Source organism: Exiguobacterium sp. s64 (assembly GCF_018618035.1).
In the GTDB taxonomy this organism is placed as follows: domain Bacteria; phylum Bacillota; class Bacilli; order Exiguobacteriales; family Exiguobacteriaceae; genus Exiguobacterium; species Exiguobacterium mexicanum_A.
The window spans coordinates 434,983-460,975 of the sequence record NZ_JACSLH010000002.1; the positions used below are offsets into that span (position 1 = coordinate 434,983).

A 25,993-nucleotide genomic window follows, 5' to 3' on the forward strand; every position below is an offset into this window, starting at 1 on the left:
TCTGGATGCTGATTGAACAAATGATGAACCGTCATGTCGTGACGATTCAACCGACCAATACGATTGCCCATGCGGCCAAGCTCATGCGCGACCACAAAGTACGCCATCTCATCGTCACAAATCCGGCCCGTCAAGTCGTCGGAATCGTCGGCCAGTTCGAGATGAGCGGTGCGACGAGTGTGTTCCACCCAGAAAGCGAGAGCGCTGACTTTAAAAACCCTGTCTCGAGCATCATGCGTCAAGATGTGACGACGGCGCACCCGTACGATTTTTTCGAAGACGCGGCCGCCTTGTTTTATGAGTATCGTTTGACGTGTCTTCCGATCGTCGAACAAGGAAAGCTCGTCGGCGTGTTGACCGAGACAGATTTATTGCGATATTTCGTCCAATTGACCGGTGCACTCGAGCCGAGTTCACAAATTGAAATCTTAGTCGAGAATACGACCGGCACGCTCGAAAAAGTGACACGGCTCCTCGCCAAGACGAATGTGAATATCATCAACGTGTTCGTCCACCCGACGGCCGACCCATATAAACGGATCATCTCGTTCCGCGTGCAGACGATGAATCCGCTCCGCATCATCGAACGGTTGAAGCGTGAGGGCTTCGACGTGCTCGGTCCGGAGATGTCCCCATGAGACCGGCCTACATATTCGGCGAGAACGAGAACTCGTACCGCTTTCACGAAGATCATCCGTTCAATCCGATTCGCCTGAAGCTGACGACGTCTCTCCTCATCGCCTCAGGCAAGCTTCAGGCCTCCGAGTGTATCGTTCCTCCCCTCGCCTCTGTCGAGTCGCTGGCGCTCGTGCACGACCTCGATTATATCGAGGCGGTCCAAGCGGCCGCCGCAGGTGAGCTGTCGACGTTGAAAGCGAACAAATTTGGGCTCGGTACTGAAGACACTCCGATTTTCCCAACCATCCATGAAGGGGCGGCCCGGCTCGTCGGGGGGACGATGCACGCCCTTGACTTGGTCGCGAGCGGAAAAGTCGAGCGTGCGTTTCACGTCGGGGGCGGTCTGCATCACGGGATGAGACGAAAAGCGTCAGGTTTTTGTGTCTATAACGATGCGGCCGTCGCCATCGCTCACGTCCGTCAGACGTACGGGTCGCGTGTCTTGTACGTCGATACCGATGCCCATCACGGTGACGGCGTCCAATGGCTGTTTTATGACGATGCGGATGTGATGACCTTATCCATCCATGAGACCGGCCGCTACTTGTTTCCTGGGACAGGATCGGTCACGGAGCGTGGTAACGGGAACGGCTATGGATACAGTTGGAACGTCCCGGTCGATGCGTTCACCCAAGATGATTCCTTCCTGCGCTGTTACGAGACCGTGTTCCGGGAAGCGTGCGAGTGGTTCAAACCCGATATCATCCTGACACAGAACGGCGCCGACGCCCATGCGTTCGACCCGCTGACACACCTCGCCTCGACGATTCGGACGTTCGAACAGATTCCACAAATCGCCTCTCGACTCGCCGATGAGTACACGGAAGGTCGCCTCGTCGCCCTTGGCGGCGGCGGGTATGACTGGTATCGGACGGTGCCGCGCGCCTGGTCCCAAGTATGGGCCGGTCTGACGCGTGAGGCACCGTATCGTGGTGACATCCCGGTCGAATGGATTGAACAATGGCAGGCCAAAGCCGATCAAACGTTGCCGACGCGGTGGGATGACCATACGTACACGTTCCAACACATTCCACGAAAGCAACAAATCGAGGAGAAGAATTGGGAAGTGTCGAAACGCGCCTTTTGGCCGTTCATCTCGAACGATCGCAAATCATTATATGTCTAAAAAAATCCCCTCGCCTGCGGAGTCACTCCGCAGGCGAGGGGATTTTTATTCAGTCTTGACGTACCGAATCGCGACGTTCGATGCGGTGCGGCAAGACGACGTTTTTCTCTTCGATTTCTTCAGCGTTCAAGATTTTCGTCAAGAGACGCATGGCAACGGCACCGATGTCATACATCGGTTGGACGACCGTCGTCAATTTCGGACGAATCATCGTCGCGAGACGCGTGTTATCATGGCCGACGACTTCAAAATCGTTCGGGACCGAAAAACCGGCGTCTTGAATCGCGTGAATGACACCGAGTGCCATCTCATCCGTACCGGCGAAAATCGCTTTCGGGCAATCGTCACGTTCGAGCATCTTCTGCATCGCCTCAAGGCCTGATGCGTACGTGTAATTCCCGAGGACGACGTCACTCTCACGGAACGGGAGTCCGGCGTCGTCAAGGGCACGGCGGTAACCAGAGAATTTCTTCTCGCCATTGATTTGTTGCTCGAGTGGTCCTGTGATGAAGCCAACTTGTTTGTGGCCGTGGCCGATCAACATTTCGGTCGCATCGTACGCTGCCTGCTCGTAATCGATGTTGACCGCCGGAAGGTCATATCCTTGGTTGAGCGTCGCCGCAAGGACGATTGGCACCGGCGACTTCTTGAACTCGTTGACGAGATCTTCATGCAGACGTCCACCCATGAAGATGATGCCGTCGACTTGTTTGCCGAGCAACGTGTTCAACAAATGGATCTCTTTGTCACGGTTCGAGTCCGAGTTTCCGAGAATGATGTTGTACTTGTACATCGTCGCCACGTCTTCAATCCCACGCGCGAGGTCTGCGAAAAAGATGTTCGAGATATCAGGGACGATGACGCCGACCGTCGTCGTCTTCTTGCTGGCGAGTCCGCGGGCGACGGCGTTCGGACGATAACCAAGACGGTCGATGGCGTCCTGAACTTTCTTACGGGTCGTCGGTTTGACGTTCGGGTTTCCGTTGACGACGCGTGAGACGGTTGCCATCGACACCCCGGCTTCTCGTGCGACATCATAGATGGTTACATTATTACTATTCATTAAAACTCCTCCTACAAGCAATGATTTTCAAACGATTTTCAAAAAACGTGTCAAAAAAGGAAGACAGGTATCTGTCATCATTTTACCCTGTCTTCACGCTATATAAAACGTTTCCAATTGGAAAGCTTACTTTTTCACCAAATCAAGTTGAGGGAACTGGGCCGTAAGCCCGTCCACGAATTGATCGAATTGGTCGAAATCGAGTTGTTGCTGGGCATCCGACAAGGCAATCGCCGGATTCGGGTGCACTTCGACCATGACGCCATCGGCTCCGACCGCAAGCGCCGCCTTGGCCGCCGGCAGTAACAAATCACGTCGTCCCGTCGAATGGGTGACATCGACCATGACCGGTAAATGCGTCTCTTGCTTCAAAATCGGTACCGCCGTAATATCGAGCGTGTTGCGTGTCGCCCGCTCATACGTCCGAATCCCGCGTTCGCACAAGATGACTTGGCTATTCCCGCTCGCCATGATGTACTCCGCCGCATAGATGAACTCCTCGATTGTCGCCGCGAGACCGCGTTTCAACAAGACCGGTTTCGAGGTCTTCCCGACTTCTTTCAACAAATCGAAGTTTTGCATGTTACGCGCGCCGACTTGGATGATGTCTACATAAGGGAGTGCCGACTCGACCGCACCTGGTGTCATGATTTCCGAGATGACCCGCAAGTCGTGGCGATCCGCTGCTTGTTTCAACAGCTGCAATCCATCAAACCCAAGTCCTTGGAAATCATATGGGGAGGTTCGAGGCTTATACGCCCCGCCGCGCAAGATTTTGACACCAGACAACGCTAACTTTTCAGCGACAGCATTCACTTGTTCGAATGATTCAACCGCACACGGTCCCGCAATCAATTGCGGACGTCCGTTACCAATCGTGACATCGTCGAGCGTGACAATCGTATCTTCGGCTTGACACTTTCGCGAGACGAGCAACGTCTTATCCCGGTCTTCTCCTTGAAGCTCGGCCGAGGCTTTGAACATTTCTTTGAACAAGTGCTGCAAGCGAGCCGTCTCGAAAGGACCAGGATTCGATGCCGCAATAAAGTCTAACATTTCTCGTTCGCGGACCGGGTCGTACCGTTCGACGCCTTGCAGACGTTTCACTTTACCGATTTCGACAGCGAGCGTGCCGCGGCGGCTGAGCAAGTCGAGCATCTCACGATTCAACTCATCCATCTCGCGACGTAAACGATTCAATTGATCTTGTGGACTCATAAATACCCTCTCATTTCTAAGCCGTTCTTTCCAGAAACCTAATTATATCGAACTTTAACCGCTTTGTCATAGGGAAATGGGCTAGCGACACAAAATCAACAAAAAAAGCGTCCGGATGGTCCGGACGCTCGATGCATTACTTGTTGCCGTTTTTAAGATCGTTTTTCAAGTCCTTTAATTCTTGTTTCGACTCATCGTCGAGCAAGTCTTTTACAGGGGCTTCGAAATCCGATTCATAGTCTTCTGACTGATCACGGCTGCTTGATGCTTCTTGTTTGTTCGCTGCCGATTTGTTTGTGTTTGCTTTGTTCGCGTTCGGCTTGCTTTCTGATGACTTCGGTTTATCAGATGAGGCATCCGTTTTAGCGTCTGCTTTCGATGAATCGTTTGAGTCGTTCGATTTTTTTGTTTCGCTCGACTGATCTTCTGAAGCGCGGTCGAGCTGTTCTTTCACTTCAGCTTCTGCCTCGGCTACGAGTTGATCGGCTTTCTCCATTGCTTCTTCGATTGACAACTCGTCTTCGTCGACTTGTTGCTTCAATTCGGCTGCTTCACGGGCCTTGTCTTTGACGAGGTTCAAGACAGGCGCTGCTTTATCGCTCGCCACTTTGATCCATTCACCAACGACCGGCTCTGCTTTCTCACGTACTTCTTTCGATTTGACCGTCAATCGCTCACGCGACGTCGCCGTCTTCTCGTCTAAATACGTACGCACTTCACGACCACTCTTCGGTGATGTGAGGAGTGCCACGGCCGCGCCGATTACGCCGCCAAGAACGACACCTGCCAAAAATCCACCGCTCGGTTGTTGTTCGTTGTTATATGTTTTGTTCTTGTCGTATGTCATCGTTACTTCCTCCTTGTGATGGTTATGATTTGATTGTGTCGTCTGTCGCAATCACCCCTGGTGAGACCGTTGTCGGTTCTTGTTCTTGTTTCCGGTCTCGACGTCCGCGACGACGTGATGGTCGTTCGTCAGAAGAGGTCTCTGTTTTATTTTTCTTAAATAATTCTACAGCGACAGATCCCCATCGTACCGCTTGGGCGATCTGTTCTTTATTTTCGTCTGCTGCCACGTGAACAGAAGAAGAAACCGTCCGTACCGACTCCGTCACTTCGTTGAGCGACGTGCCGAGCTCATCAAGCGCGTGAGCCACTGGTGCGAGCAATTCTGTTTTCTCTTCGACGTTATCTACAAGACGGTTCGTCTTATGTAAGAGCGCCGTCACTTCCATTGTGATTCCGTCTAATTGACGTTCTAAGTTTTCAGTCGTGTTGGCGACGCTGCCGAGTGTCCGATTGACGTTCGACAAGACACGTGCCAAGAAAAATACGAGTACGACAAATGCGAGTGCCGCGATGAGCCCTGCAATGCCTCCTAATGTGATTTCCATGCATCCATTCCTCCTGTTCGATAATGTGGTGTTTTCATTATAGCACCATTATGACTGAAAAGATTTGTCACAACCGTTTTCGCCATCCGGTCTGATTATTCCTTTACCCGTTTTTATGTTTTCGATTACACTAAAATAGAAATAAATTTAAAAAAGTTAAAGGGGTGGACGTATGAGAGATCCAAGAATCACGCAACTCGCCGACGGATTGATCAATTATTCGGTCGAATTGAAGCCAGGGGAACGCGTTCTAATCGAAAATTTTGGTGTCGAGGAGTCGCTCGTCGAAGCGCTTGTCGAGAAGGCGTACGAAGCCGGGGGGCATCCGTTCGTCTTGTTGAAAGAGAGCCGTATTTTGCGTAAGCTCTACAGCGGAGCAAGCCGAGAGCAACTTGAGCTCATGGCCGACATCGAGCGCAAACAAATGCAGGCCATGGACGCCTATATCGGACTTCGGGCCGGTGACAACATTAACGAGTTATCAGACGTTCCGGCCGAGCAACAAAAACTCGTCGGGGCCACCATCGGTAAAATGCATACCGAGGACCGCGTCAAAGGAACGAGATGGGTCGTGCTGCGTTATCCGTCCCCATCGATGGCGCAACTCGCCGGCAAATCGACCGAGGCATTTGAGGACTTCTATTTCAACGTCTGTACGCTCGATTACCGCAAGATGGACCGGGCTATGGACGCCCTCGTCACGCTCATGAACGAGACCGACCGTGTCATGATCAAAGGGCCAGGAACGGACCTCAGCTTCTCGATCAAAGATATCCCGGCCATCAAGTGTTCGGGTCAGATGAACATCCCGGACGGTGAAGTGTTCACAGCGCCGGTCAAAGACTCGATCAATGGCGTCATCACGTATAACACGCCATCTCCATATCATGGCTTCACCTTCGAGAACGTGTCGTTGACGTTCCAAGACGGAAAAATTGTCAACGCGACCGCGAACGACACCGACCGAATCAATGACGTGTTCAATACGGATGAAGGCGCACGCTACGTCGGCGAATTCGCCATCGGCGTCAACCCGTACATCCAACACCCGATGAAAGATATCTTGTTCGACGAGAAAATCGACGGCAGCTTCCACTTCACACCAGGCCAGGCGTATGACGACGCCTATAACGGGAACAACTCTTCAATCCACTGGGATCTCGTCAACATCCAACGTCCTGATTATGGCGGCGGCGAGATTTGGTTCGATGACGTATTGATTCGCAAGGACGGACGCTTTGTCGTCGACTCGCTCTTGCCTCTCAATCCAGAAAATCTAAAATAAAAAACAGGCGTGCCGATTGCGGCACGCTTGTTTTCATTACAGCTTCGTCTTTTTGCCGAGCGCTGCCGACATCATCCAAATCTCTTTCTCGAGTCGCTCGATATGAGAGACGAACGTGTCTTCGATTGCTTCGTCCCCGTCTTCGAAGTTTTCCATCGCGTCTTGCATCTCTTGACGGATCTGTTTGAAGTCACTGATCACGTCCTTGATCATTTGATCGGTATCCGCATGGCGATCCCCTTCTTGCAACGTCGAATGTTCGAGATATTCTTTCATCGTCGCATACGGTTCGCCGTCATTCATCAAGAGCCGCTCCGCCACGTCATCGTACAGTTCAGCGACGAGGTTATACAGTTCCTCCAACTTTTCATGGTACGTGAAGAAGTGAGGTCCGCTAATGTACCAGTGGTAGTTATGCAGTTTGACGAATAAGAGGCCATAGTTGGCCACCTCTTTGTTCAATGTACTCAATGCGCCTTGGCTTGCCATCCTTAACATCTCCTTTTCCAAATTCAGTCGCTAATACTATTACCGTCTTGACTTGATGTTAAACACAAAAAAAGCGAACGGCATCAGCCATTCGCTCTCGATTCACGCTTCGAGTTGGACGTGATTCTCGTATTCACGTTGGTACGTTTGAATGTCTCCGGCTCCCATGAACAGGAGAACCGCGTCTTTATGTTGACTTAAGACACTGACCCCGCCCCGCTTCAAGACGTTCGCGCCTTCGATACGCGATTGCAAGTCTTCGATCGTGACAGTACCTTCTTGTTCGCGAGCCGAACCGAAGATGTCACACAAGTACACCACGTCCGCTTCGGCTAATGCCGCAGCAAAATCATCCATGAATGACTTCAGGCGTGTATACGTGTGTGGTTGGAAGATGGCTACAACTTCACGGCCGGCGTATTTTTTACGTGCCGCTTCGACTGTCGCGCTGATTTCCCGTGGATGGTGGGCATAATCATCCACTAACACTTGGTTTCCGAGCGTCGATTCGCTGAAACGACGTTTCACGCCGTTAAACGTCTCGAGGCGGTCTTTAACCAATTCTTTCGGTAAGTTCTCATAGTCACACGTCGCGATGACGGCAAGGGCATTCAAGACGCTGTGGTTGCCATATCCCGGAATGCGGAACGTCCCATAGAAGTCGTCACGCAAGTAAACGTCAAACGTTGTTCCGTTGTCCGTCGAGTTCACGTTCTCGGCACGGAAGTCGTTATGGGCACCGAAACCGTAATAGACGATTGGCACGTTTGCTTGAATGTGTTGCAGGTTCTCATCATCGCCACAAGCGATGATGCCTTTTTTCACTTGCTTCGCCATTTCTTGGAACGCATCGATGACGTCATCGAGACCCGAGAAATAATCCGAGTGATCGAAGTCGATGTTCGTCATGATAGCGTAGTCTGGACGATAGTATAAGAAGTGACGCTTGTACTCACATGCTTCGAAGACAAAATTCTTCGAGTCTTCGACCCCTTCTCCTGTGCCATCGCCAATCAAGAACGACGTCGGCTCGATGCCGCGCATGACGTGAGCCAACAGACCTGTCGTCGATGTCTTACCATGAGATCCCGTAATGGCGACACTCGTGTAGTGGTCGGCCAATTCGCCGAGAAACTCATAGTATTTGTATATCGTCAATCCGAGCTCGCGCGCTCGAACGACTTCAGGGTGATCGTCAGCGAAGGCGTTGCCCTGTACGACGATTTGCCCTTCGGTAATATTTTCAGGATCAAACGGAAGGATTTCAATTCCTTTGCGATTCAATGCTTCTTCAGTAAAAAATGCTTTGTCAACGTCCGAACCTCGGACCTCATTGTTCATGTCATTTAAAATTTGAGCTAAAGGACTCATGCCCGTTCCTTTAATTCCGACGAAGTGATAACGGTTCATCTGTAAATAGCCCCCCTAATTCATTGCGGTCTGTTGAAAAAATGCGACAAACCTTTGTCATTATAGCAAAACTCCAGGAGTCATGCTATTACAGATTATTGTTTTTTTTCGCCAAACGACGACTCTTATACATCGCCATCCGGTCTTGCGGTGTCATCATGACATTGAGCGGAGGGCCTTCCGCTTTATACGAGACGCTCATCGCAGGCGTCAACTCTTCTTCGTCAGACACTTCAATCGGTTCATCAGTCTGTAATGTTTTCGCAACATCTTCGACAACCGGGGCCACCGTCTCAACCGGCGCATCGAGCGAAACGTCCTCTTCGGTCACGTCTTGCTTTTCTTCCCGGACGGCAATCTTCGATGATTTCAAATCGGTCGAACCCATGAACACAGAGGCGAACCCGCTCTCTACAATCGAGACTTCCCCGAGGAGCGGTTTAGTATCTTGTTCAGCTGTCTCGTCTTCAGAGAGGAGCGGGCTTTCCTCGATCGTTTCCGTGGAAATAATCGTCTCTTCGCTTGGCGTATCCGCGTGCTCGGACACCATTTCCTCAAGCGTCTCCGCTGATGGCGATTCGTCCGCTGTGACATCGAGGTCAGGCTGTGACGTCGGCGCATCATCGACGATTCGCACGGATTTGTCTACTGAATCAACTACAGCTTCATCCACTGATTCCATCACGGATTCGTCTACTGACTCCACCACCGGTTCATCTACGGAATCAATTACCGGTTCGGTCTTAGGCTCAGGCTCTTCGATTGGCGGCACCGCTTCTGACACTTCCTCTACCGGGACGGCCACTCGCTTTGCTTGGCGGATCGCTGAATCGTCACGCGTCTCCGGAGAATGTTCAGTCGGCAGAATGATTTTCGGTTTCGGTCGGGCGTATCCATAAATCGGAGATGGCACATCCGACGGTACAAATTCATCCTTCGGCCCGGGCTTCGGTGCAGGCGCACCTTTCTTCCCTTCCTGGGATAGTTCGCGTCGAATTCGGTCTGCTTGTTGTTTTAATGAACGTTCATATGCATCCATACTTGATTCCTCGCTTTTTCACTCAATCCTATTTAGCAAAAAATCGGTCGAATTTAGCGACCGATTTCAAATGCTTTCCCTACTTCATATTCGTCATCCAATACGAGAATCCCTTTTTCTTGCGGTGCATCAGGTAAGTTCAATTCTCGCGCTGAACAAATCATCCCATGTGAACTTTCACCTCGTAACTTCGATGGACGAATGATTAAACCAGACGGCATGACCGCTCCCGGTTTCGCGACGACGACTTTTTGGCCGGCCGCGACGTTCGGTGCGCCGCAGACAATCTGGACATCACCTTGATCGGTCTCAACTTGACAGATCGACAATTTGTCCGCATCCGGGTGCTTCTCAGCTTCTTTGACGTAGCCAACGACAAATTTCGGGGTGAAGTCCACGCCCGAAAGCTCGGCTTCGATATTTTGTTTACGCAAGATGACGCCGAGCGTCTCAATCAACTCGGCCGTCAACTCGACCGGCCCGTGCCAGTCGCTGACGTCAAAATAATTACTGGCATTGAAGATGTTATAGCCATTGACTTTTCCCGTCGTCGATTTGACGATGGCGACATCATCTTTCCGTTCAACGACTTGGTGGTGGCGATCGCCTTCTCTTAACAAGACCATGAGGACATCGCCGATTCCTTCACGGTTATAAAAAGCATTGATTTGCATACGTAAAAACGCCCCTTCTTTCAAACTAGACACAACTAGTTTAGCAGATTATGCGTCCGTTGGTGGGTTCTTTTTTCCGACAATGAAAATTGGTTCGAGAACGCCGTCCTCATAATGGAAAGAAAGAGCCGTCACCGGAATCCGCCCATTCGTGAAAAAGTCGAACATGAGCTGTTGCATCGCATCATAACCTTGATCGTTGCGGATGTCCGCGATGATCATCACGTCCTGGTGCGGTACCCCGACGAGCATATCGCCTTCGATACGGCGCTCCATGACCCGCAAAAACTCATCATTTAAAATCCGTGACGCTTCATACCCGTCCCGAGCAGCCAGAAAATAGAACGTATTCCCGGCCACGGTATCTTCTTTTAAATCGGTCGGCAACTTCTTGACGTTGTCCCGTGCCAATTCGTCAAGACGCGTCAAAGGCATCCCGTCCAAATGCCGCTCTTCGATCAAGCGATAGCCGTTGCCCAAATCGAGTGCATAAAAGACAGCCGTCTCAGCTGTATGTGGCGTCATCGCGAGTGCTTCCCCACGCTTCGTCTCCGTCGAGAACGAGGCCGAACGGATGACGGGATAAATGTTGACTTCATTGCCAGCGAGTGTGACCGCATCGTCGGCCGAGAGCGCTGTCTCGATGTAGTCGACGACCTCTTCAATGGCGACCTCTCCCCGAACTTTCGCTTTCGCTACGAGCGGGGCGAGACGGATGTTGACGCCGAACCGGTCCGTGGACCGCTCGATGCGCAACACCTCGTTCTCACGGTCATACGAGGTCCGGTACCCTTCCGTAAACCGGCGTTCGAGATGGCGACGTAATTCATTCCGTTCCATCTAGCTCACCCTAACCCATGAAGGAAGGCTTCGACTTGCTCAGGAGTCTTCCGTTCGCGTCCGACATAGCGGTCGACTTCTTGTCCGCCGTTGAAGGCGACAAAGCTCGGAATCCCAAAAATGTCGAGCTCTTGTGCGAGCTCCATCCAGTCGTCACGATCGACGTAGTAAAACGTCCAATCCTCGAACTTCGCTTCGATGTCTGGCATGAACGGATCGAGGAAACGGCAATCACCGCACCACGTCGCTGAAAACATCAAGATGCTCTTCCCTTGTTTTGCTTCTGTATACTCGTTCCTCGTTGTCAATTGTTTCATGTTCACCACTCCTGTTCTTTTTTCCCCATTCATGATAGCATAAGTCCGTTGTCACATTCCGCTTTCATGTTTTATGATCATCGGGAGCGAAGACTACGTGAAAAAGGTGAAGTCATGACAAAATGGACACGTGAACAGTTGAATCCAGAAATGAAACATCCGCTCGAGCAACTCGTCGGCGTCATCGGCATGCTGGCGATTCTGCGCTACGGCTACTTGTTCATCGATACGGACAAGACGCGAGGCGAGATTTTAGTATGGCTCGTCGTCGGGTTCGCCGTGATTTACATACTCGAACGGGTCGGCAAACGTCTTGTGCGCAGGCTGCCCATCATTCGAAAACGGTTTTTACTCCCCGTCTATGTCGTCTTGCTCGTCTTATTCTTGGCGAGCTTCCGCGTCCCGCGGGAAACCGTCGAGACCGTCCGAACTCTTTTCGGTTGGTGAACGAAAGAGAGCGTCCCGCTTATTCGCCGGGACGCTCTCTTTCGTGTCGCTCAATATTCGATTTTCATATCGTTCGGCCGAATCCGATTGATCCGGACCAACACTTGATAGACCGCATAACTGAGCACTGCCGGACCGACAATCAAAAAGCCGAAGACGACGATGAACATGTGCCAACTGAAGCCCATCGTCTCGAGCATGACAATCGGACCGACGAGTCCGCTTGTCCCCATCCCGGCACCAGCCGCGACGCTCTCGAGCTCGAACAACAGAATCGCGATCGGGGCGAGCACCGCCCCCGCTATCGTCGGCGGCAACAAGATCCAAGGATTCTTCACGATATTGCCGACTTGAAGCATCGAAGTACCAATCCCTTGGGCGATTGCACCGCCGATGCCATTGTCCCGATAACTCGTGATTGCAAAGCCAACCATCTGGGCGGCGCAGCCAACCGTCGCCGCGCCTGCCGCGATGCCACTCAAGCCGAGCATGAGCGCGATGGCCGCACTCGAGATCGGTGCCGTGAGCGCGAGTCCCATCAGTGTCGCGACGACGACGCCCATGAACAAAGGCTGTTGTTCCGTGCCCCACTCGATCCACGTCCCGAGCTGTGTCATGAACAAGCCGACATACTTACCGATATACGTTGCAGCCAAATAACCGACGCCAATGGTCGTGAACGGTGTGACCAAAATATCAAGTTTCGTCGATTTCGAGACGAGTTTGGATACCTCGACAGCGAGCAACGTCGCCACATAACTGCCGGCTGGCCCGAACTCGTAACCGAACGCCCCGACGACGAGCGCCGAGAACAAGATGAGCGGCGGTGCTTGAAGCGCATAGGCGATTGCAACCCCGATGGCCGGACCGGTCAAGCTGATGGCCACATCACCAATCTCGATGAGCGTCGACCCGAAACCGGACAGACTCGTTTCGAGCAATTGCCCACCCGCCGTCTTCATGATCAAGCCGATGATGAGCGTACTGAATAAGCCGAGTGCCATATAACTGAGTGCCGTCACAAAATAAAGCGACGGACTGAGCGTGATCCCTTTTTTCTTAAACATGGAAATCCCTCTTTCCTGTCTTGTCAGTCGTAAAGTTTCTGTCTTCACACTTTTATCAGTATAAGCGTTTCTCGGGAAATTTCAATATAAAAAACGCCACTACACGAGTGACGTTCTCCCTACCTTTAGCGTGAAGCTCGAAGCGTCTCCATCGTCGAACGATCGAGTCGTTTGACGAGCGCCTTGAGTAGCGCTTTCGCCGCATCATAGTCGTCCGTATGCAGAATCGAGGCGTGTGTATGGATGTAACGCGCTGCGACACCGATCACGGCCGTCGGGACCCCTTCCCCGCTCATATGGATGCGGCCTGCGTCCGTTCCACCTGGCGAGACGAAGTACTGCGTTTTGATGTTTTCATCAGACGCCGTGTCGAGTAAGAAGTCACGCATCTCTGGAGACATGACCATGACCCGGTCAAGGATTCGGATGAGCGCCCCTTCCCCGAGTTGGCCGAACTCCGTCTTATTGCCAGACGCATCGTTAGCCGGTGACGCATCGAGAACGAGCGCGACGTCCGGACGAATCATTTCGGCTGCCGTTTGCGCTCCACGGAGTCCGACTTCTTCTTGGACAGTCGCACCCGAGAACAAGATGTTCGGATGATCGGCTTTTGTCGTCTCTTCGAGCAACTCGACCGCCAGACCAACCCCATAACGGTTATCCCATGCTTTGGCCATAATCTTTTTCGGATGTTTGAGCGGCGTGAAGTCGCTTGTCGGCACAGCCGGAAGACCCGGACGGACACCCCATGACTCGGCTTCTTCTTTCGTATCGGCGCCAATGTCGATAAACATCTGTTTCATGTCCATCGGTTTACTCATTGCGTCCGGTCCGAGCAGGTGCGGAGGTGTCGATGCGACGACGCCCGGAATCAATCCATCGTTCGTCACGATATCAAACCGTTGCGCCATGAGCACTTGGCTCCACCATCCACCGAGCGGCTGTATGTATAGCATCCCGTTTTCTGTGATCCGGGTGACCATGAACGCGACTTCGTCCATATGTCCAGCGACCATGATGCGTGGTCCCGCCTCGTCCCCGACCCGTTTCCCAAAGATTGAGCCGATACCGTCCGTCATGACTTCATCGACATGCGGTGTGATTCGGTCACGAACAAACTGACGAACCTCTGATTCGAATCCAGGTGCGCCCGGAAGTTCTGTCAACGTCTTGAATAAGTCTCTCGTTTTTTGTTCCATTTCCATCCATCCCTTCAACCGTTCTTGTTTCATTATATACAGAACTTTTCGGCAGATGCGAATGGTTTTCGTTCCAATGGGGTACAGGTTTTGGTACGATGTACATGATAGCCATAGTTCAAGGGGAGGTAGTCATATGAAGAAAAGGTATTGGTTAATTGGGATCGGGGTTGCCATCGCGGCCGCACTTATGACGAAAAAAGTGTTAGATGAACGAAGCTTATCGGCCGAGGACGCGCTCGAGTACACGAAACGGGCATTCTCAGCCAAAGGTCACGTTCAAGGCGCATGGATCTCGGCATCACCTGAGATTTACACGTATGACGGACGTGAGTATGACGTCTTTAAAGGCGGCATCTCGGTTCTCGAGAACGACGAAGAGAAGACGTACCAATTTACAGTCGATTCAGAGACTGGCGCTTTACTTGAATATGCATGATGTGGGGTCGGCGATGACATTCGCCGACTTTTTTTGTTTAATCTGGGCGAAAGAGTGGAAAATTGAATATGGTACTTTTCAAACTCAAAAAGGAGTGATCCCACGTGAAGAAACTGATCGGTGAAGCAACCGAGCTCGTGTCACAAATGGTCGAAGGAATGGTCCATGCCCATCCTGAACTGTACGGTCGTGTGGAAGGTTTCAACGTCATCTGTCGTGCTGACGGGGCCAAGTCCGGAAAAGTCGGACTCGTCTCGGGTGGAGGCAGCGGTCATGAACCGGCCCACGCTGGTTATGTAGGTGACGGGATGCTCGATGCCGCTGTATGCGGTGAAGTGTTCACGTCCCCGACCCCGGACATGGTGCTCGAAGGCATCAAGGCGGCCGATGGAGGAAACGGGGTATTACTCGTCGTCAAAAACTATGCCGGTGACGTCATGAACTTCGAGCTCGCCGCCGAACTTGCGGACGCCGAAGGAATTAAAGTCGACCACGTCGTCGTCGCAGACGATGTCGCCATCTCGAACAAGGAAGACCGCCGCGGTGTTGCCGGTACCGTGTTTGTGCATAAAATCGCCGGTGCGGCCGCAGCGAGCGGGAAATCACTCGCCGAAGTGAAAGCGCTTGCGGAGAAGGTCGCGGCAAACGTTCGCTCGATGGGTATGGCTGTCGAACCTTGTTACATGCCGGTGAGCGGCAAGCCAGGTTTTGATTTGAATGAAGAAGAGATGGAAATCGGCATCGGGATTCACGGGGAGCGCGGCGTCGAACGGAAGTCGACGACGAACGTCGATGCCATCGTGGATGACCTGCTCGACCACTTGAAAAAAGAAGTGAGTCCTGGCGAAGTTGCCGTTATGGTCAACGGTATGGGCGGTACGCCCTTGTCTGAATTGTACGTGACGTATCACTTTGTCGCGAAAAAATTAGAAGATGCCGGCTACACGTTGAAACGGAAATACGTCGGCAACTATATGACATCCCTCGAGATGCACGGGTTCTCAATCACGCTCTTGCCGCTCGACGAAGAAATGACGGGTTATCTCGATGCACCGTCGGCGGCACTAGGTTTCAAACTCTAATCCAATGAATGAGGTGTTTATGCAATGTTGACGATTGATGGGTTCAAGCAAGCATTACGACACGCCCAATCCGAGATTGAGGCGAACAAGGATACACTGACCGACCTCGACCGCGCCATCGGTGACGGAGACCACGGTATCAATATGTCGCGCGGCTTTGAAGCGGTCGTCGCCGTACTCGATGACGACTATGCCAGCCTTGGCGACTTGAGCAAGAAAGTCGGGATGACGCTCATGTCGAAAGTCGGCGGCGCAGCCGGTCCACTATACGGGTCGGCATTCGTCAAGGCTGCACCTAAGTTTGGTGACGCGACTGAGGCCGATTTCACGCTCGTTAAAGAAGCGCTTCTTGAGGCGTCGACAGCGATCAAGGCGCGCGGGAAGTCAGAAGTTGGCCAGAAGACAATGGTCGATGTGTGGGAACCGTTCTTGTCTGACTTGAGCGAGGCTGACGATTTTGATGCCAAACTCGACCGCCTCGTCGGCGAGACCGAAGATATGATCGCCACGAAAGGACGGGCATCTTATTTCGGTGAAAACTCACGCGGCACGGTCGACCCTGGCGCACTCTCGAGTTCCATCGTGTTGAAAGCGATTATGAAGGAGGTTGAGTGACATCGTAGAGCTCATCATCGTATCCCATAGCGCTAAAATCGCTGAAGGGATTCAAGACTTGATGAAAGAGATGGCCCCCGCCGTTCCGATCCATTTAGCGAGCGGGCTTGAGGACGGCAGCATCGGGACAGATGTGACCCGTATCCTCGAGGCAATCGAGGCCGTCGACAAAGAAGCGCTCATCTTATCCGATATCGGTTCGGCCACAATGAACGCAGAACTCGCTGTCGATATGTATGAAGGCGATAAAACGATTCAGTTCTATGACGGTCCGATCGTCGAGAGTGCCTTCGTCGCTTCCGTCTCATCCGGTAACGGCATGGATGTCGCTCAAATCGTCGAACAATTGAAAATGGCATAAAAAAAGAGCCTCGCGGCTCTTTTTTTAACGTGGGTTATCGTTTTTCTCATAAATCGGGTTCATGAACTCGGTCGTCGAGTAGAAACGTGGAACAACCACGAACAAGATGACTACCGGGATCGCGATTAAGAGTAGCAAAATCAACACAGGCAACCAATAGACAATTTGTTGTCCGAGCATGTCGATGTTCGCATCCGCAAATTCAGTCGCGCCTTCGACTTCTGCGAGGTCAGCTGTTGCGAGGATTTTGTTGTCCGTCGCATCATAGTAATGGAACTCGGTCTTACGTGTGATGAAGATGCCGTCACGGACCGTATCAATTTCAACGACCGCCGCAATGACTTCATTGCCATTCGAATGACGGAGCGTCTCTTCTTTTACGATTTCAGCCGTTCCTTCTTTGTAGTCATAATGCGTGGCTTTCAGATCCTCTTCAAGGGCGTCCAAGAACGCCTCGTTTGCCGAGGTATTAAGTGGTGCGATTGTTAGAATGAAGATTAGTGCAAGCAGGCTTGCCCATGCTTTTTTCAACATCCCCATGTTCCCCCTTCTCTAATTCCAGTTTAGCGTCATTCCTATTGTACCAAGAAGAAAGAAAAAAGTGTGAAGAAAATGCTATTAAAATAAGAAAAAAGCGTGTCAAATTTTCGGACGGAAAGCTGCCTCCATCCGGTAAATCGGTTGTCCCATGGCGCTGAAGCGCTCTTCGTACTCGGTGCGCACGTTATCCGCCGGCTCGTTCACATGTAGATCAAGTGAAATATCTGTGAAGTACATGCCGTATTGGCTCATGCTTTCGAGCGAATATTCGAATAACCCCCGGTTATCCGTCTTGAAATGAATCTCGCCTCCGCGTGGCAACACAGCCTCGTACGTGGCGAGGAACGTTTTATACGTCAAACGACGTTTCGCATGGCGTGTCTTCGGCCATGGATCGGAGAAATTCAAATAGACGCGATCGACTTCACCGGCTTCGAAGTAGTCGACGAGTTGCTTGGCATCAACAGTCAACACGCGGACGTTTGGCATCGGTGTCTCGACGAGTTTTTGCACGATCGATACGGCGACGCTCTCGAATAACTCGATGGCGATAAAGTTGACGTCCGGGAACTGTCGGGCCATCCCTAAAATGAATTGACCTTTCCCCGAACCGACCTCGATGAAGAGCGGATTGTCGTTCTTAAATTCTGCTTTCCAGTTCCCTTTTAACGTTTCGGGATGAGTGATAAAGACGTGTTCTTGAGCTTCCATATATTCTTTGGCCCAAGGTTTGTGACGTAAACGCATGTTTTTCCAACCTTTCGTTCAAGAAATGTTCAAGTTTATGCTGACTAGCCGCTTCGTGCGAGCAGTCCCCTTGCGATTATACACGAAATCATTGTTTAATGAACATGAATCATCCTTCACAAGGAGGTTATATCGATGAGCACGTTGGATCAATTTTTAATCTTTTATGCGGCCCCGCTGACGTTTTTCGGCGCCGTCATCGCTACGTTCGTTTGGGCGTATTTCATGAAACCTGATGATGTCTAATGCATATGGAAAGGGATGGCTCACACTCGTGATCCATCCCTTTTTTCATTGTGTCCGTTCATCTGCCTCATCGAGCAGTTCACGGAGCACGGTCAATCCTTCTGCCCGGGCGATACCGTTCTGTTCCCCATACAACGTGAGAACCGTCTGGGCAATCGCATACCAGTGCATCCGGTAATGGAGCTCTGACGTGTAACGGATGCCGTAATGGCTAAACCACGTCTCCCACTCCGCCTCATCGACATAACTGTAAACGACCATCGCCAAGTCAAAGGCACGGTCGGCGATGATGGCGTCATCCCAGTCGGTCAAATACAATAGACCCGTCTCGTCCTCGATCCAGTTATTATGGTTAAGGTCCGAATGGCAGACGACAAGTTCACGTTCGTCATCAATCGGTTGATGCATAGTGAGCCAACGGACCGCTTCATCAATCGTCACATCCGCCTCGTCTTGCTCATAGGCGGCACATTGCCGAAGCAATAGCGTCGACGTGACCGGTGTATGATTCAATTGCTGCAGCATGAATAATAGCTCTTTCGAATGATGAATCTTCCCAAGCTGTGCCGCCACATCAGACCGTTTCATATCGGTTGGCGATAGCTCACGACCTTCGATGAACTGTTGGGCACTGAGGACGTCGCCGTTGAACATCCGCTTCGTCCACAGCAATTTGGGGACGATGCCTTCGGCGGAAAGAATGGCTAAAAACGGGGACGAGTTCCGTTTGACAAAGATTTTTTGTTGGCGCGTCGTCGCTACGTACGCTTCGCCTGTAATCCCGCCTGCGGAAGCCACCGTCCACTCTTCACCGAGCGCACCGATTATATCTGAATACATATTCATCACGCTCAAATCTCATTAAGAATTACAAAGATATAATCACCATATTAACACGCGATAATCGTCATTGACAACGACTCGACTTGAATCTCACGCGGATTTCGTGCAATCGGGACGAGGCTCGCCGTTTCCCCTTGCACATAAACGTTCCAGTCTCCGTCGGCATGAAACGTCACGTCACCGAACGTTCCGTTCAAATAGACACGGACGCGTTGCCACGCATCGTAGGAATGGCTCGCCGTTAACTCATAGGCAATCACGCCTGGAGGCGACGGAAGGAACTTGAATTGCTCCACGACTTTCTGCCGACTATCGTAACGGAAACACGTATGACGGCGTCGCAATTTCAACAGCGTCTTCACAAATTCGACTTCACTCTGACGCTCGTCCCGCAAATCCCAATCGAAGTGATTGATTCGGTCCGGTGCGTTGTAACTATTTTCGACCCCTTGTTTCGTCCGACCAAACTCCTGGCCTGCATGGAGGAACGGGACGCCTTGCGACGTGATGACGATGGCCGTGGCGAATCGTTGCATCCGTAATCGCACCACCTCGTCCATATCCTCACACGATAAGAGCAATTTATCGTAGGTCGTGTAATTGTCATGCGCCTCGACGTAATTGATTGTATATTGCGGGCTCGGGAATCGTCCGACGGTGACGTTCGGGATTTGAACCGCTCCCGTGATGCACTCGCGAAGCTCCCATTCCCGCCATTCGTTACCAGAGACGAAACCGCGTTCGCGGTCATTGAACGTCGACCCCTTTAACGCGTCCCGCATCATGTCATTGAAGTGCCCGATTCGAGGCATAAAGGCGGCGTTATGGGACGAGGCTTTCAACGATGGGCTGAGCGGTGTCGCCAAATCCCATCCTTCCCCGTAAATCAAGATTGAACGATCAATCTTATCAAGCGAAGCCCGGACTTGATTCATCGTCTCGACATCATGGATTCCCATCAAGTCGAACCGGAAGCCGTCAACGTGATACGCCTCGGCAAAGAAAGTCACACAATCGACAATCATCCGCCGCATCATGTACCGTTCCGAGGCCGTGTCATTCCCAACCCCAGTCCCGTTCGCGACCGTCCCGTCATGTTCATAACGGAAATAGTAGTAAGGGACGAGCGCTTCGAGCGAGGATTGTTCACGGATAAAGACATGGTTCATGACGACATCGACGACGACCCGCATCCCGTGACGATGCAGTTCCTCGACCATATGAGCATATTCTAGAATTCTCGATAACGGCTCGGCTGGGTCTGAGGCGTAACTCCCTTCTAATCCGAACCAATGAATCGGGTCGTATCCCCAATTGTATGGGATCCGGGTCGCCTCATCGACGCTGCCGAAGTCATGGACAGGCAACAGTTGCAGATGGGTGACCCCGAGTTCTTTCAAATAATCGAAGCCGGCACTGTTTTCGCCGCTCGTTCTCACTCCGGTCTCGACGATGCTACCATACAAACCTCGCATCTGACTCATCGAGGACGGATGGCTCGTGAAGTCCCTGATGTTCAGTTCATAGATGACCGCATCGGTCGCTTTCCGAAGCGGCGGCCGTTCCGTCGGCGTGACATCGGCGGCGACATGCGCCTCGACATCGATCAATACGCCAAATTCGCCATTCAGGCTGACGGCTTTCGCGTAAGGATCGACGACCTCGTTCGTTTCGACCGGCGTCTTGACGTACAGTCGATAATAGTGACCTTCATAAAACCGAGGCACGTCGGCATGCCAGACACCACGGCTCTCTTTAGACATACGAAACCGCTCGATTTCACGGTGTGTCGTCGAGTCATGGATGACGAGCCAAATCGAGAACGCGACGGGAGACCAAACGTATGCCTCGATCGAGTGTTCGGAAAAAGTGAGGCCGAGCGGTCCGTCATAGGCATAACGGCGTTCGAACTCGTCCGTATGCACGATTTCACGTGGCACGACGACAATCGTTTTATGTCCGGGGTGAAATACAGTATAGACCGCTTCAAGCGTGACCGGTCGCGCCAATCGGATATCTCGCTCAATCGTACCGGCCTCTGTCGTCCATTCATTGAGCACCACATAGTCGACCGGTCGACCGTTCTGTTCAATCTGTACCGGAACGGATTCATATTCGGCGATGACTTCCAGTCGAATCGTCTCGAACGAGAGCAAAGATGCCCGTTCAATCGTCACATGTGACGTCGTTTGCTGCTCTGGTGTGTGATGCATACGCGTTCCATCCTCTCCAACCTACTGGTCCAAAAATTGTCGAAACGGCATCTGGGCTGTCGCATCTAGTAGTTTCGACACATCTCGAATTTGTTGGGCTTTGACGATCGGTGCCCTCGTGTTCACTTGTTTCAGCCACGACTCATAATCAGAGCGTGAAATGAACTGAGTCGACCGTGTCTCGGGCACGTGATCGAAATAGCCTTCTGGGGCCACCGTGACTTTTTGGATGACCCCGTCATAGGACGGAAGAAACTGTCGAATGATTTCTTCAGTGCGCGTCAATGCAATGAGCGGATTGACTACACGTTTATTTTCCCCTTTGAGCGGTTGATGAATCCATGTCTTCTGCTTTGAGATGTGATAGATGCTCCGATCCCCGTCAAGCCATTCGACCAAATACAGATGTGATGGTCCGATGATAAGATGGCTCAATTCGACAGTTGCCCCGTTCCATTCGACAACTGGACGATACATGAAGAAGTGTTGGTCGTTCCATTCGGTCACCATCTTGCGATAACCGTATTCACGAAGGAACGGCAAGAACGGCATGTCTGCTTCGGTCGCCCCTTCACACGCGAACTGCAACTTCTGGATGTGGCGACGGTTCGCGAGGAGCGCCTGGAACTGCGTTTCCGAGAGCGGGGTCGGTTCGAGCTCGATACGTTCCGTTCGACGCCAAAATTTCCACCACGGGTTCTCAAACTCCATGATCTCGGGTGGATTCAACCGATTGGACTCATGCAGGCGGCGCATACGGGCGATATCGGACTCGACGTATTCTTGGAAACGATTGAACTGATCGAGCATATTTCGTTCATATTTAGATGTCACGTCAAAAATTTTAATCGGGATCGCCATGTGTCCTCCTCTGACCGCTGTAACGGAAATACTTCAACTGCCTCATAGGCAGGGGTGTGGTTCGGATTGATTCGATAAAGGATGACGGCTTCAATCGACTCTTCGATCTTGAACGTCGGGGGAATATATGAACTGATTGACCCGGTGTCCCACTTTTTGGCGAGCGTGACATGCGGGACGAACGGTTTCCGGTCGAGTGACGCAATCTCTTCAGACAGCTTGCGCCGGAGCGTCCCGGTGAGCGCCGTCAATTCTGCAGACGAGTCCGGGACGATCGTCAACACTCGAGGACGATCTGGTCTCCCGAAGTGATCAATTTGTTGGAACGTCAGTGAAAACGGAGCCGTCACTTCCGTCACGTCACGCGTGATCTCTTTGACCGCCTCGACTTCATCATCGTCCAATGCGCCAAGAAACTGAAGCGTCAAATGGAATTCTTCCGGCCGATACGTCCGGCGATACGAATAAAACGGCAAGATGGCCCGTTGAACGCGTTCGAACTCCGCCTCCTCCATCGGTAGCGCTATAAAGTAATGTGTCGACATCGGAATCATCCTTTCTCACGAAACCGTCTCAACCCTAAGAATAAAATCGCGCCAATCACACTGACGACTGTGTACATCCAAAATACACCGATAATGCTGTTCACTTCAATGATGATTCCGCTCAACTGATTGAACGCGGCCGTCGCCAAACCTGAAGTAACTGCCATATAGACGCCAATCGCCGTCGAGGTGACGTTTCGGCTGACAAGGCTTCGCACAAACTGAAGCGCGACCGGAATGAGCAGGCCGACGACGAGCCCTTGGACGATGGCGAGCAGCCAGACGACCCACAGTTCTGGTTCGAGTGCGAGCCAACCGTTGCGGAGCGCTGAAACTAACGCCGCTCCCGCAAGTACGTTGACCGTCCCAAGACGTTCAACGATTTGATACGCCACTTTCATGAACGGGATCTCACAAAGCACGGCCACTAAAAACAACGTCCCGACGAGCGTCGTCGAGCCGCCGATACTCGTCACGTATATCCCGAAGTAATAGTTGTTCGCATAGATTGGACCGAAGACGAGCATGCCCCCAATCAAAAAGGCGATGAACGGGGCGTTCCAGACGGCCGACCAAGCGAACGGGGCGACCGTCGTCGCGCGCGTTGCCACCGGTTCGGCAATCGTCCTTAGCACGATGCTACCGGCCACGAGTACGATGGCGCTGAGCAAAAATGTGCTCGCAAGCCCCCACGTCGTATCCGCGATTCGTCCCATCATGAAAACAGCGATAGCGAAACCGGCCGATCCGAATAGACGGATGGCTCCATAATCAATTTTGACACGGGCCGTATAATCGAGCGTCATCATATCGATAAGCGGGATATGCGCGCATTGGAACACCGACCAGGCGACCATCAAGAGCACGATCCAAACGTAATCGATCGCGAACAAGAACGTGATGGAAAGGGCGGCCGCCCCGATCATGGCGATACCGAGCCACGCCCGGACACGGCCCGTCCGATCGGCAAGCATGCCCCATAACGGCTGGACACCAATCGAGAGGATCGGCATGATGGCGACAATCGTCCCGACCTGACCCGGAGACAAATCAAAGCGTGCCTGCGAGAAGAAAAGTGCCATGTAAGGAATGAGGGCCCCTTGTGCGAAAAAGATAGCGACATACATTGATTGAAACGATAGTTTTTGTTGGTTCACCGTAAACTTCCTTCCTAACAGACAGAGAGCCGACCGAGTCAGTCAGCTCTCACGGATTATTATTTAGCGAGCTCATAAATCGCTTCCGCATAGATGGCGGCGGCGCGAAGTAAATCTTCAATTTCCATGTATTCATCGACTTGGTGCGCGACATCTTTCGCTCCTGGGAACAATGCGCCGAAGGCCACACCAGCCTCGAGCGAACGGGCATACGTTCCTCCGCCGATGGCCATCAAGTGTGCCGATTCGCCGGTTTGACGCTCATACACATCCGCCAACGTTTTCACGAGCGGATGGTCTTCGGCCACGTGGTGCGGCGGCATGTGGTGACGCGTCGACAGTTCGAACCCGAACGACAAGGCGATCTCTTTCAAGTTTTGCAATCGTTCTTCAAACTTCGCGGTATACGGATAACGGATATTGACCGTCGCCGTCCGCTCTTCGCCCTGATAGCGGAACACGCCACCGTTAATCGTCAAGTCACCGGTCTCGTCGGTCGCTTCGATGCCGAGCGAAATCCCGCGTGAGTCAGCAAAGACGTGGCGGATGAACTCGATGTAGCGCTCCCCTTGAATATCGAGTGGAAGCGTCAGTAGGAACCCGGCAAGTACGTAGGCCGCGTTCACACCATTATCCGGCTCCATCGCATGGGCGGCGACACCTTTCATCGTGAACGTATACGTCCCCGCGTCCCATGTGCACGTCCCGTCGGCCTCATATTTCGCAAGGTAGGCCTCAAATTTTTCTTCGAGCACATCTTCTGTCTCGAGTACCGCGGTCGCGAAATCTGGGACCATGTTCGGACGTTCTCCGCTCACGAACGAGACCAAGTGATGTTTCGAGCCGGGTACGCGCTGAATTGGGAGTTGCTTCAAGACACCGTCATACAAACCTTTTTCCGCGTTAATAATCGGGAAATCAGCATCCGGTGCGAAACCGTATGTCGGCATCGCTTCCTGCTTAAAATATTCACGGACACAGCGCCATTCGCTCTCCTCGTCACAACCGGCGATGAGTCGGACACGTTTTGATAACGGCAACCCGAGTTCTTTCACGATGCGCAACCCGTAATAAGCAGCCATCGTCGGACCCTTATCGTCATTGCTGCCGCGGGCGTACAGTTTCCCGTCCGCGACCGTCGGATTGAACGCCCCATACGTCCATCCGTCTCCGGCCGGCACCACGTCTAAGTGGCAGAGGATCCCAACGATTTCTTCGCCTGACCCGTACTCCAAATGGCCAGCGTAACCGCCGACATCTTTCGTCACGAATCCGTCACGCTCTCCTAACGCAAACATATAATCGAGGGCACGGCGGACTTCAGGACCAAACGGCTCGTTCGGTCCGGCCTTGTCTTCATCGAGGACGCTCGGGATTTGTAACAACCCTTTTAAATCTTCTAAAAACGCGTCTGTTCGTGCGTCGACTTCTTGTCTCCAATTCATCTCAATCTCCCCTTTGCGAATGTTCTCTCCCTTATTAGTATATCCAAATGTTAGAAAGACGAACATTCATTTCGAAATTATTTTTTCGTTCGTCTTTTAGAAGTTTTATTATCCATTTACACGATGTTCATTCGATATTTACGTTCCTAACATGTTCTTTACATTTCGATTGTTCGTTCTTTTCACTTGCAATTCTATTTGAGAGCGGTATACTAAAGGTGTAATTTTAGAAAATAACAATTTCATATTTCATTTGTCGTCCGTAGGTTTTGTCTTTCATCATTCTACGCATTGGGAGGTCATCCAATGAAAGGTTCAACAGATCGTATGCTAACCCGCATCAAGTCCATTTATTTGTTCATTAACGAAAGGGAATGCGTCACCACTTCAGAACTAGTAGAGGAGTTTGGGATCACGTCACGCACCGTACAACGTGATTTGAACGTTCTTGAATACAACAATCTGGTTGAAAGTCCGAGTCGGGGCACGTGGACGTCATCGAAACGTTCGCTCAAGACGGCAAATTGAATAACAAGTTACAAGGGATTCCGCACGCGGATCCCTTCAGACTGTAGACAAAACATTGTCTGCAGTCTTTTTTATTTGCCCGACCGGGCACAGCTCGCTTTTCTGGGGGCAAGCAGGGAGCCGCA

General features: G+C 51.9%; 30 protein-coding genes. 10 read left to right on the forward strand and 20 right to left on the reverse strand.

What is annotated here, in order from left to right:
* Window positions 1-5: 5 nt before the first annotated feature.
* Both KNP64_RS05785 and KNP64_RS05790 read left to right on the forward strand, forming a co-directional pair.
* Window positions 6-638, forward strand: a complete 633-nt coding sequence (locus tag KNP64_RS05785) for an acetoin utilization AcuB family protein (RefSeq protein ID WP_138859175.1) — start codon at window positions 6-8, stop codon at window positions 636-638.
* Window positions 635-1,804 (forward strand): acetoin utilization protein AcuC, encoded by a 1,170-nt coding sequence (locus KNP64_RS05790; protein WP_214791824.1) that lies wholly within the window; start codon window positions 635-637, stop codon window positions 1,802-1,804. Before KNP64_RS05785 ends, KNP64_RS05790 begins: the two co-directional genes overlap by 4 nt.
* 49 nt (window positions 1,805-1,853) lie before the next feature.
* Here the strand turns inward: KNP64_RS05790 and ccpA are convergent, their stop codons facing one another.
* From ccpA to KNP64_RS05810, 4 genes are all read right to left on the reverse strand, one after another.
* Window positions 1,854-2,867 (reverse strand): catabolite control protein A, encoded by a 1,014-nt coding sequence (ccpA, locus tag KNP64_RS05795; protein ID WP_034778263.1) that lies wholly within the window; start codon window positions 2,865-2,867, stop codon window positions 1,854-1,856.
* A 126-nt stretch (window positions 2,868-2,993) separates the two neighbouring features.
* Complete coding sequence (locus tag KNP64_RS05800) at window positions 2,994-4,085, reverse strand: bifunctional 3-deoxy-7-phosphoheptulonate synthase/chorismate mutase (protein WP_214763264.1); 1,092 nt, start codon at window positions 4,083-4,085, stop codon at window positions 2,994-2,996.
* A 136-nt stretch (window positions 4,086-4,221) separates the two neighbouring features.
* The gene (locus KNP64_RS05805) at window positions 4,222-4,932 is read right to left on the reverse strand and encodes a YtxH domain-containing protein (protein WP_034778265.1); all 711 of its coding nucleotides are present in this window, start codon (window positions 4,930-4,932) and stop codon (window positions 4,222-4,224) included.
* A 22-nt stretch (window positions 4,933-4,954) separates the two neighbouring features.
* Complete coding sequence (locus KNP64_RS05810) at window positions 4,955-5,479, reverse strand: DUF948 domain-containing protein (RefSeq protein ID WP_138859172.1); 525 nt, start codon at window positions 5,477-5,479, stop codon at window positions 4,955-4,957.
* Window positions 5,480-5,651: 172 nt separating this feature from the next.
* Here KNP64_RS05810 and KNP64_RS05815 point away from each other — a divergent pair, with 172 nt between their 5' ends.
* A complete protein-coding gene (locus KNP64_RS05815; RefSeq protein WP_214763265.1) occupies window positions 5,652-6,764 on the forward strand; it encodes an aminopeptidase in 1,113 nt (370 codons plus the stop codon).
* Window positions 6,765-6,800: 36 nt separating this feature from the next.
* Here the strand turns inward: KNP64_RS05815 and KNP64_RS05820 are convergent, their stop codons facing one another.
* The 6 genes from KNP64_RS05820 to KNP64_RS05845 all read right to left on the reverse strand — a co-directional run bounded on the left by KNP64_RS05820 (window position 6,801) and on the right by KNP64_RS05845 (window position 11,533).
* Complete coding sequence (locus tag KNP64_RS05820; RefSeq protein WP_034778268.1) at window positions 6,801-7,253, reverse strand: Dps family protein; 453 nt, start codon at window positions 7,251-7,253, stop codon at window positions 6,801-6,803.
* Window positions 7,254-7,355: 102 nt separating this feature from the next.
* A complete protein-coding gene (gene murC, locus KNP64_RS05825) occupies window positions 7,356-8,663 on the reverse strand; it encodes a UDP-N-acetylmuramate--L-alanine ligase (RefSeq protein WP_214711755.1) in 1,308 nt (435 codons plus the stop codon).
* Window positions 8,664-8,751: 88 nt separating this feature from the next.
* Window positions 8,752-9,702, reverse strand: coding sequence for a hypothetical protein (locus tag KNP64_RS05830; protein WP_214791822.1), 951 nt, complete (start codon window positions 9,700-9,702; stop codon window positions 8,752-8,754).
* A 53-nt stretch (window positions 9,703-9,755) separates the two neighbouring features.
* Window positions 9,756-10,376, reverse strand: a complete 621-nt coding sequence (gene ytpR / locus KNP64_RS05835; protein ID WP_138859168.1) for a YtpR family tRNA-binding protein — start codon at window positions 10,374-10,376, stop codon at window positions 9,756-9,758.
* Window positions 10,377-10,424: 48 nt separating this feature from the next.
* Window positions 10,425-11,216, reverse strand: a complete 792-nt coding sequence (locus KNP64_RS05840; protein ID WP_138859167.1) for a DUF1444 family protein — start codon at window positions 11,214-11,216, stop codon at window positions 10,425-10,427.
* A gap of 5 nt (window positions 11,217-11,221) precedes the next feature.
* Complete coding sequence (locus KNP64_RS05845; RefSeq protein ID WP_214791820.1) at window positions 11,222-11,533, reverse strand: thioredoxin family protein; 312 nt, start codon at window positions 11,531-11,533, stop codon at window positions 11,222-11,224.
* A 114-nt stretch (window positions 11,534-11,647) separates the two neighbouring features.
* Here KNP64_RS05845 and KNP64_RS05850 point away from each other — a divergent pair, with 114 nt between their 5' ends.
* Entirely contained in the window at window positions 11,648-11,980 is a 333-nt protein-coding gene (locus KNP64_RS05850) for a hypothetical protein (RefSeq protein ID WP_138859166.1), read from the forward strand.
* A gap of 50 nt (window positions 11,981-12,030) precedes the next feature.
* On the opposite strand, the gene KNP64_RS05855 is transcribed toward KNP64_RS05850, so the two are convergent.
* Window positions 12,031-13,047, reverse strand: a complete 1,017-nt coding sequence (locus KNP64_RS05855; protein WP_214706447.1) for a PTS sugar transporter subunit IIC — start codon at window positions 13,045-13,047, stop codon at window positions 12,031-12,033.
* Between the two features lie 125 nt (window positions 13,048-13,172).
* Window positions 13,173-14,246: a M42 family metallopeptidase gene (locus tag KNP64_RS05860; RefSeq protein WP_034778279.1), complete on the reverse strand. Its 1,074-nt coding sequence runs from the start codon at window positions 14,244-14,246 to the stop codon at window positions 13,173-13,175.
* 136 nt (window positions 14,247-14,382) lie between these two features.
* Here KNP64_RS05860 and KNP64_RS05865 point away from each other — a divergent pair, with 136 nt between their 5' ends.
* The 4 genes from KNP64_RS05865 to dhaM all read left to right on the forward strand — a co-directional run bounded on the left by KNP64_RS05865 (window position 14,383) and on the right by dhaM (window position 16,743).
* The gene (locus KNP64_RS05865; RefSeq protein ID WP_214706457.1) at window positions 14,383-14,685 is read left to right on the forward strand and encodes a PepSY domain-containing protein; all 303 of its coding nucleotides are present in this window, start codon (window positions 14,383-14,385) and stop codon (window positions 14,683-14,685) included.
* 104 nt (window positions 14,686-14,789) lie between these two features.
* Window positions 14,790-15,767 (forward strand): dihydroxyacetone kinase subunit DhaK, encoded by a 978-nt coding sequence (gene dhaK / locus KNP64_RS05870; protein WP_138859164.1) that lies wholly within the window; start codon window positions 14,790-14,792, stop codon window positions 15,765-15,767.
* Window positions 15,768-15,791: 24 nt separating this feature from the next.
* On the forward strand, window positions 15,792-16,382 hold the full coding sequence (gene dhaL, locus KNP64_RS05875; protein WP_138859163.1) for a dihydroxyacetone kinase subunit DhaL: 591 nt from the start codon (window positions 15,792-15,794) through the stop codon (window positions 16,380-16,382).
* Window positions 16,375-16,743: a dihydroxyacetone kinase phosphoryl donor subunit DhaM gene (dhaM, locus tag KNP64_RS05880; RefSeq protein ID WP_256440833.1), complete on the forward strand. Its 369-nt coding sequence runs from the start codon at window positions 16,375-16,377 to the stop codon at window positions 16,741-16,743. Before dhaL ends, dhaM begins: the two co-directional genes overlap by 8 nt.
* Window positions 16,744-16,767: 24 nt before the next feature.
* Here dhaM and KNP64_RS05885 read toward each other — a convergent pair whose 3' ends face one another.
* Entirely contained in the window at window positions 16,768-17,277 is a 510-nt protein-coding gene (locus KNP64_RS05885; protein ID WP_233004420.1) for a hypothetical protein, read from the reverse strand.
* 105 nt (window positions 17,278-17,382) lie between these two features.
* Complete coding sequence (trmB, locus tag KNP64_RS05890) at window positions 17,383-18,030, reverse strand: tRNA (guanosine(46)-N7)-methyltransferase TrmB (protein ID WP_214711765.1); 648 nt, start codon at window positions 18,028-18,030, stop codon at window positions 17,383-17,385.
* 135 nt (window positions 18,031-18,165) lie between these two features.
* Here trmB and cydS point away from each other — a divergent pair, with 135 nt between their 5' ends.
* Window positions 18,166-18,276 carry a cytochrome bd oxidase small subunit CydS family protein gene (gene cydS / locus KNP64_RS14965; RefSeq protein ID WP_021065570.1) on the forward strand — a complete coding sequence of 37 codons (111 nt, stop codon included), beginning with the start codon at window positions 18,166-18,168 and terminating at the stop codon, window positions 18,274-18,276.
* A gap of 45 nt (window positions 18,277-18,321) precedes the next feature.
* Here cydS and KNP64_RS05895 read toward each other — a convergent pair whose 3' ends face one another.
* The 6 genes from KNP64_RS05895 to pepV are packed head-to-tail and all read right to left on the reverse strand — an operon-like array spanning window position 18,322 to window position 25,340.
* On the reverse strand, window positions 18,322-19,116 hold the full coding sequence (locus tag KNP64_RS05895) for a phosphotransferase family protein (protein WP_034779996.1): 795 nt from the start codon (window positions 19,114-19,116) through the stop codon (window positions 18,322-18,324).
* Window positions 19,117-19,166: 50 nt separating this feature from the next.
* Window positions 19,167-21,332 (reverse strand): type I pullulanase, encoded by a 2,166-nt coding sequence (gene pulA / locus KNP64_RS05900; RefSeq protein WP_214791818.1) that lies wholly within the window; start codon window positions 21,330-21,332, stop codon window positions 19,167-19,169.
* 21 nt (window positions 21,333-21,353) lie between these two features.
* Window positions 21,354-22,193, reverse strand: coding sequence for an NERD domain-containing protein (locus tag KNP64_RS05905; RefSeq protein WP_214706463.1), 840 nt, complete (start codon window positions 22,191-22,193; stop codon window positions 21,354-21,356).
* On the reverse strand, window positions 22,163-22,738 hold the full coding sequence (gene thpR / locus KNP64_RS05910) for an RNA 2',3'-cyclic phosphodiesterase (protein ID WP_214763270.1): 576 nt from the start codon (window positions 22,736-22,738) through the stop codon (window positions 22,163-22,165). The genes KNP64_RS05905 and thpR overlap by 31 nt, the downstream gene beginning before the upstream one ends.
* Before the next feature lie 5 nt (window positions 22,739-22,743).
* Window positions 22,744-23,895 carry an MFS transporter gene (locus KNP64_RS05915; protein WP_214791816.1) on the reverse strand — a complete coding sequence of 384 codons (1,152 nt, stop codon included), beginning with the start codon at window positions 23,893-23,895 and terminating at the stop codon, window positions 22,744-22,746.
* A gap of 59 nt (window positions 23,896-23,954) precedes the next feature.
* Window positions 23,955-25,340: a dipeptidase PepV gene (pepV, locus tag KNP64_RS05920; RefSeq protein ID WP_138859158.1), complete on the reverse strand. Its 1,386-nt coding sequence runs from the start codon at window positions 25,338-25,340 to the stop codon at window positions 23,955-23,957.
* A 306-nt stretch (window positions 25,341-25,646) separates the two neighbouring features.
* On the opposite strand from pepV, the gene KNP64_RS05925 reads away from it, so the two are divergent.
* Window positions 25,647-25,868, forward strand: a complete 222-nt coding sequence (locus KNP64_RS05925; protein WP_081637897.1) for a DeoR family transcriptional regulator — start codon at window positions 25,647-25,649, stop codon at window positions 25,866-25,868.
* The last annotated feature ends 125 nt before the right edge of the window (window positions 25,869-25,993 follow it).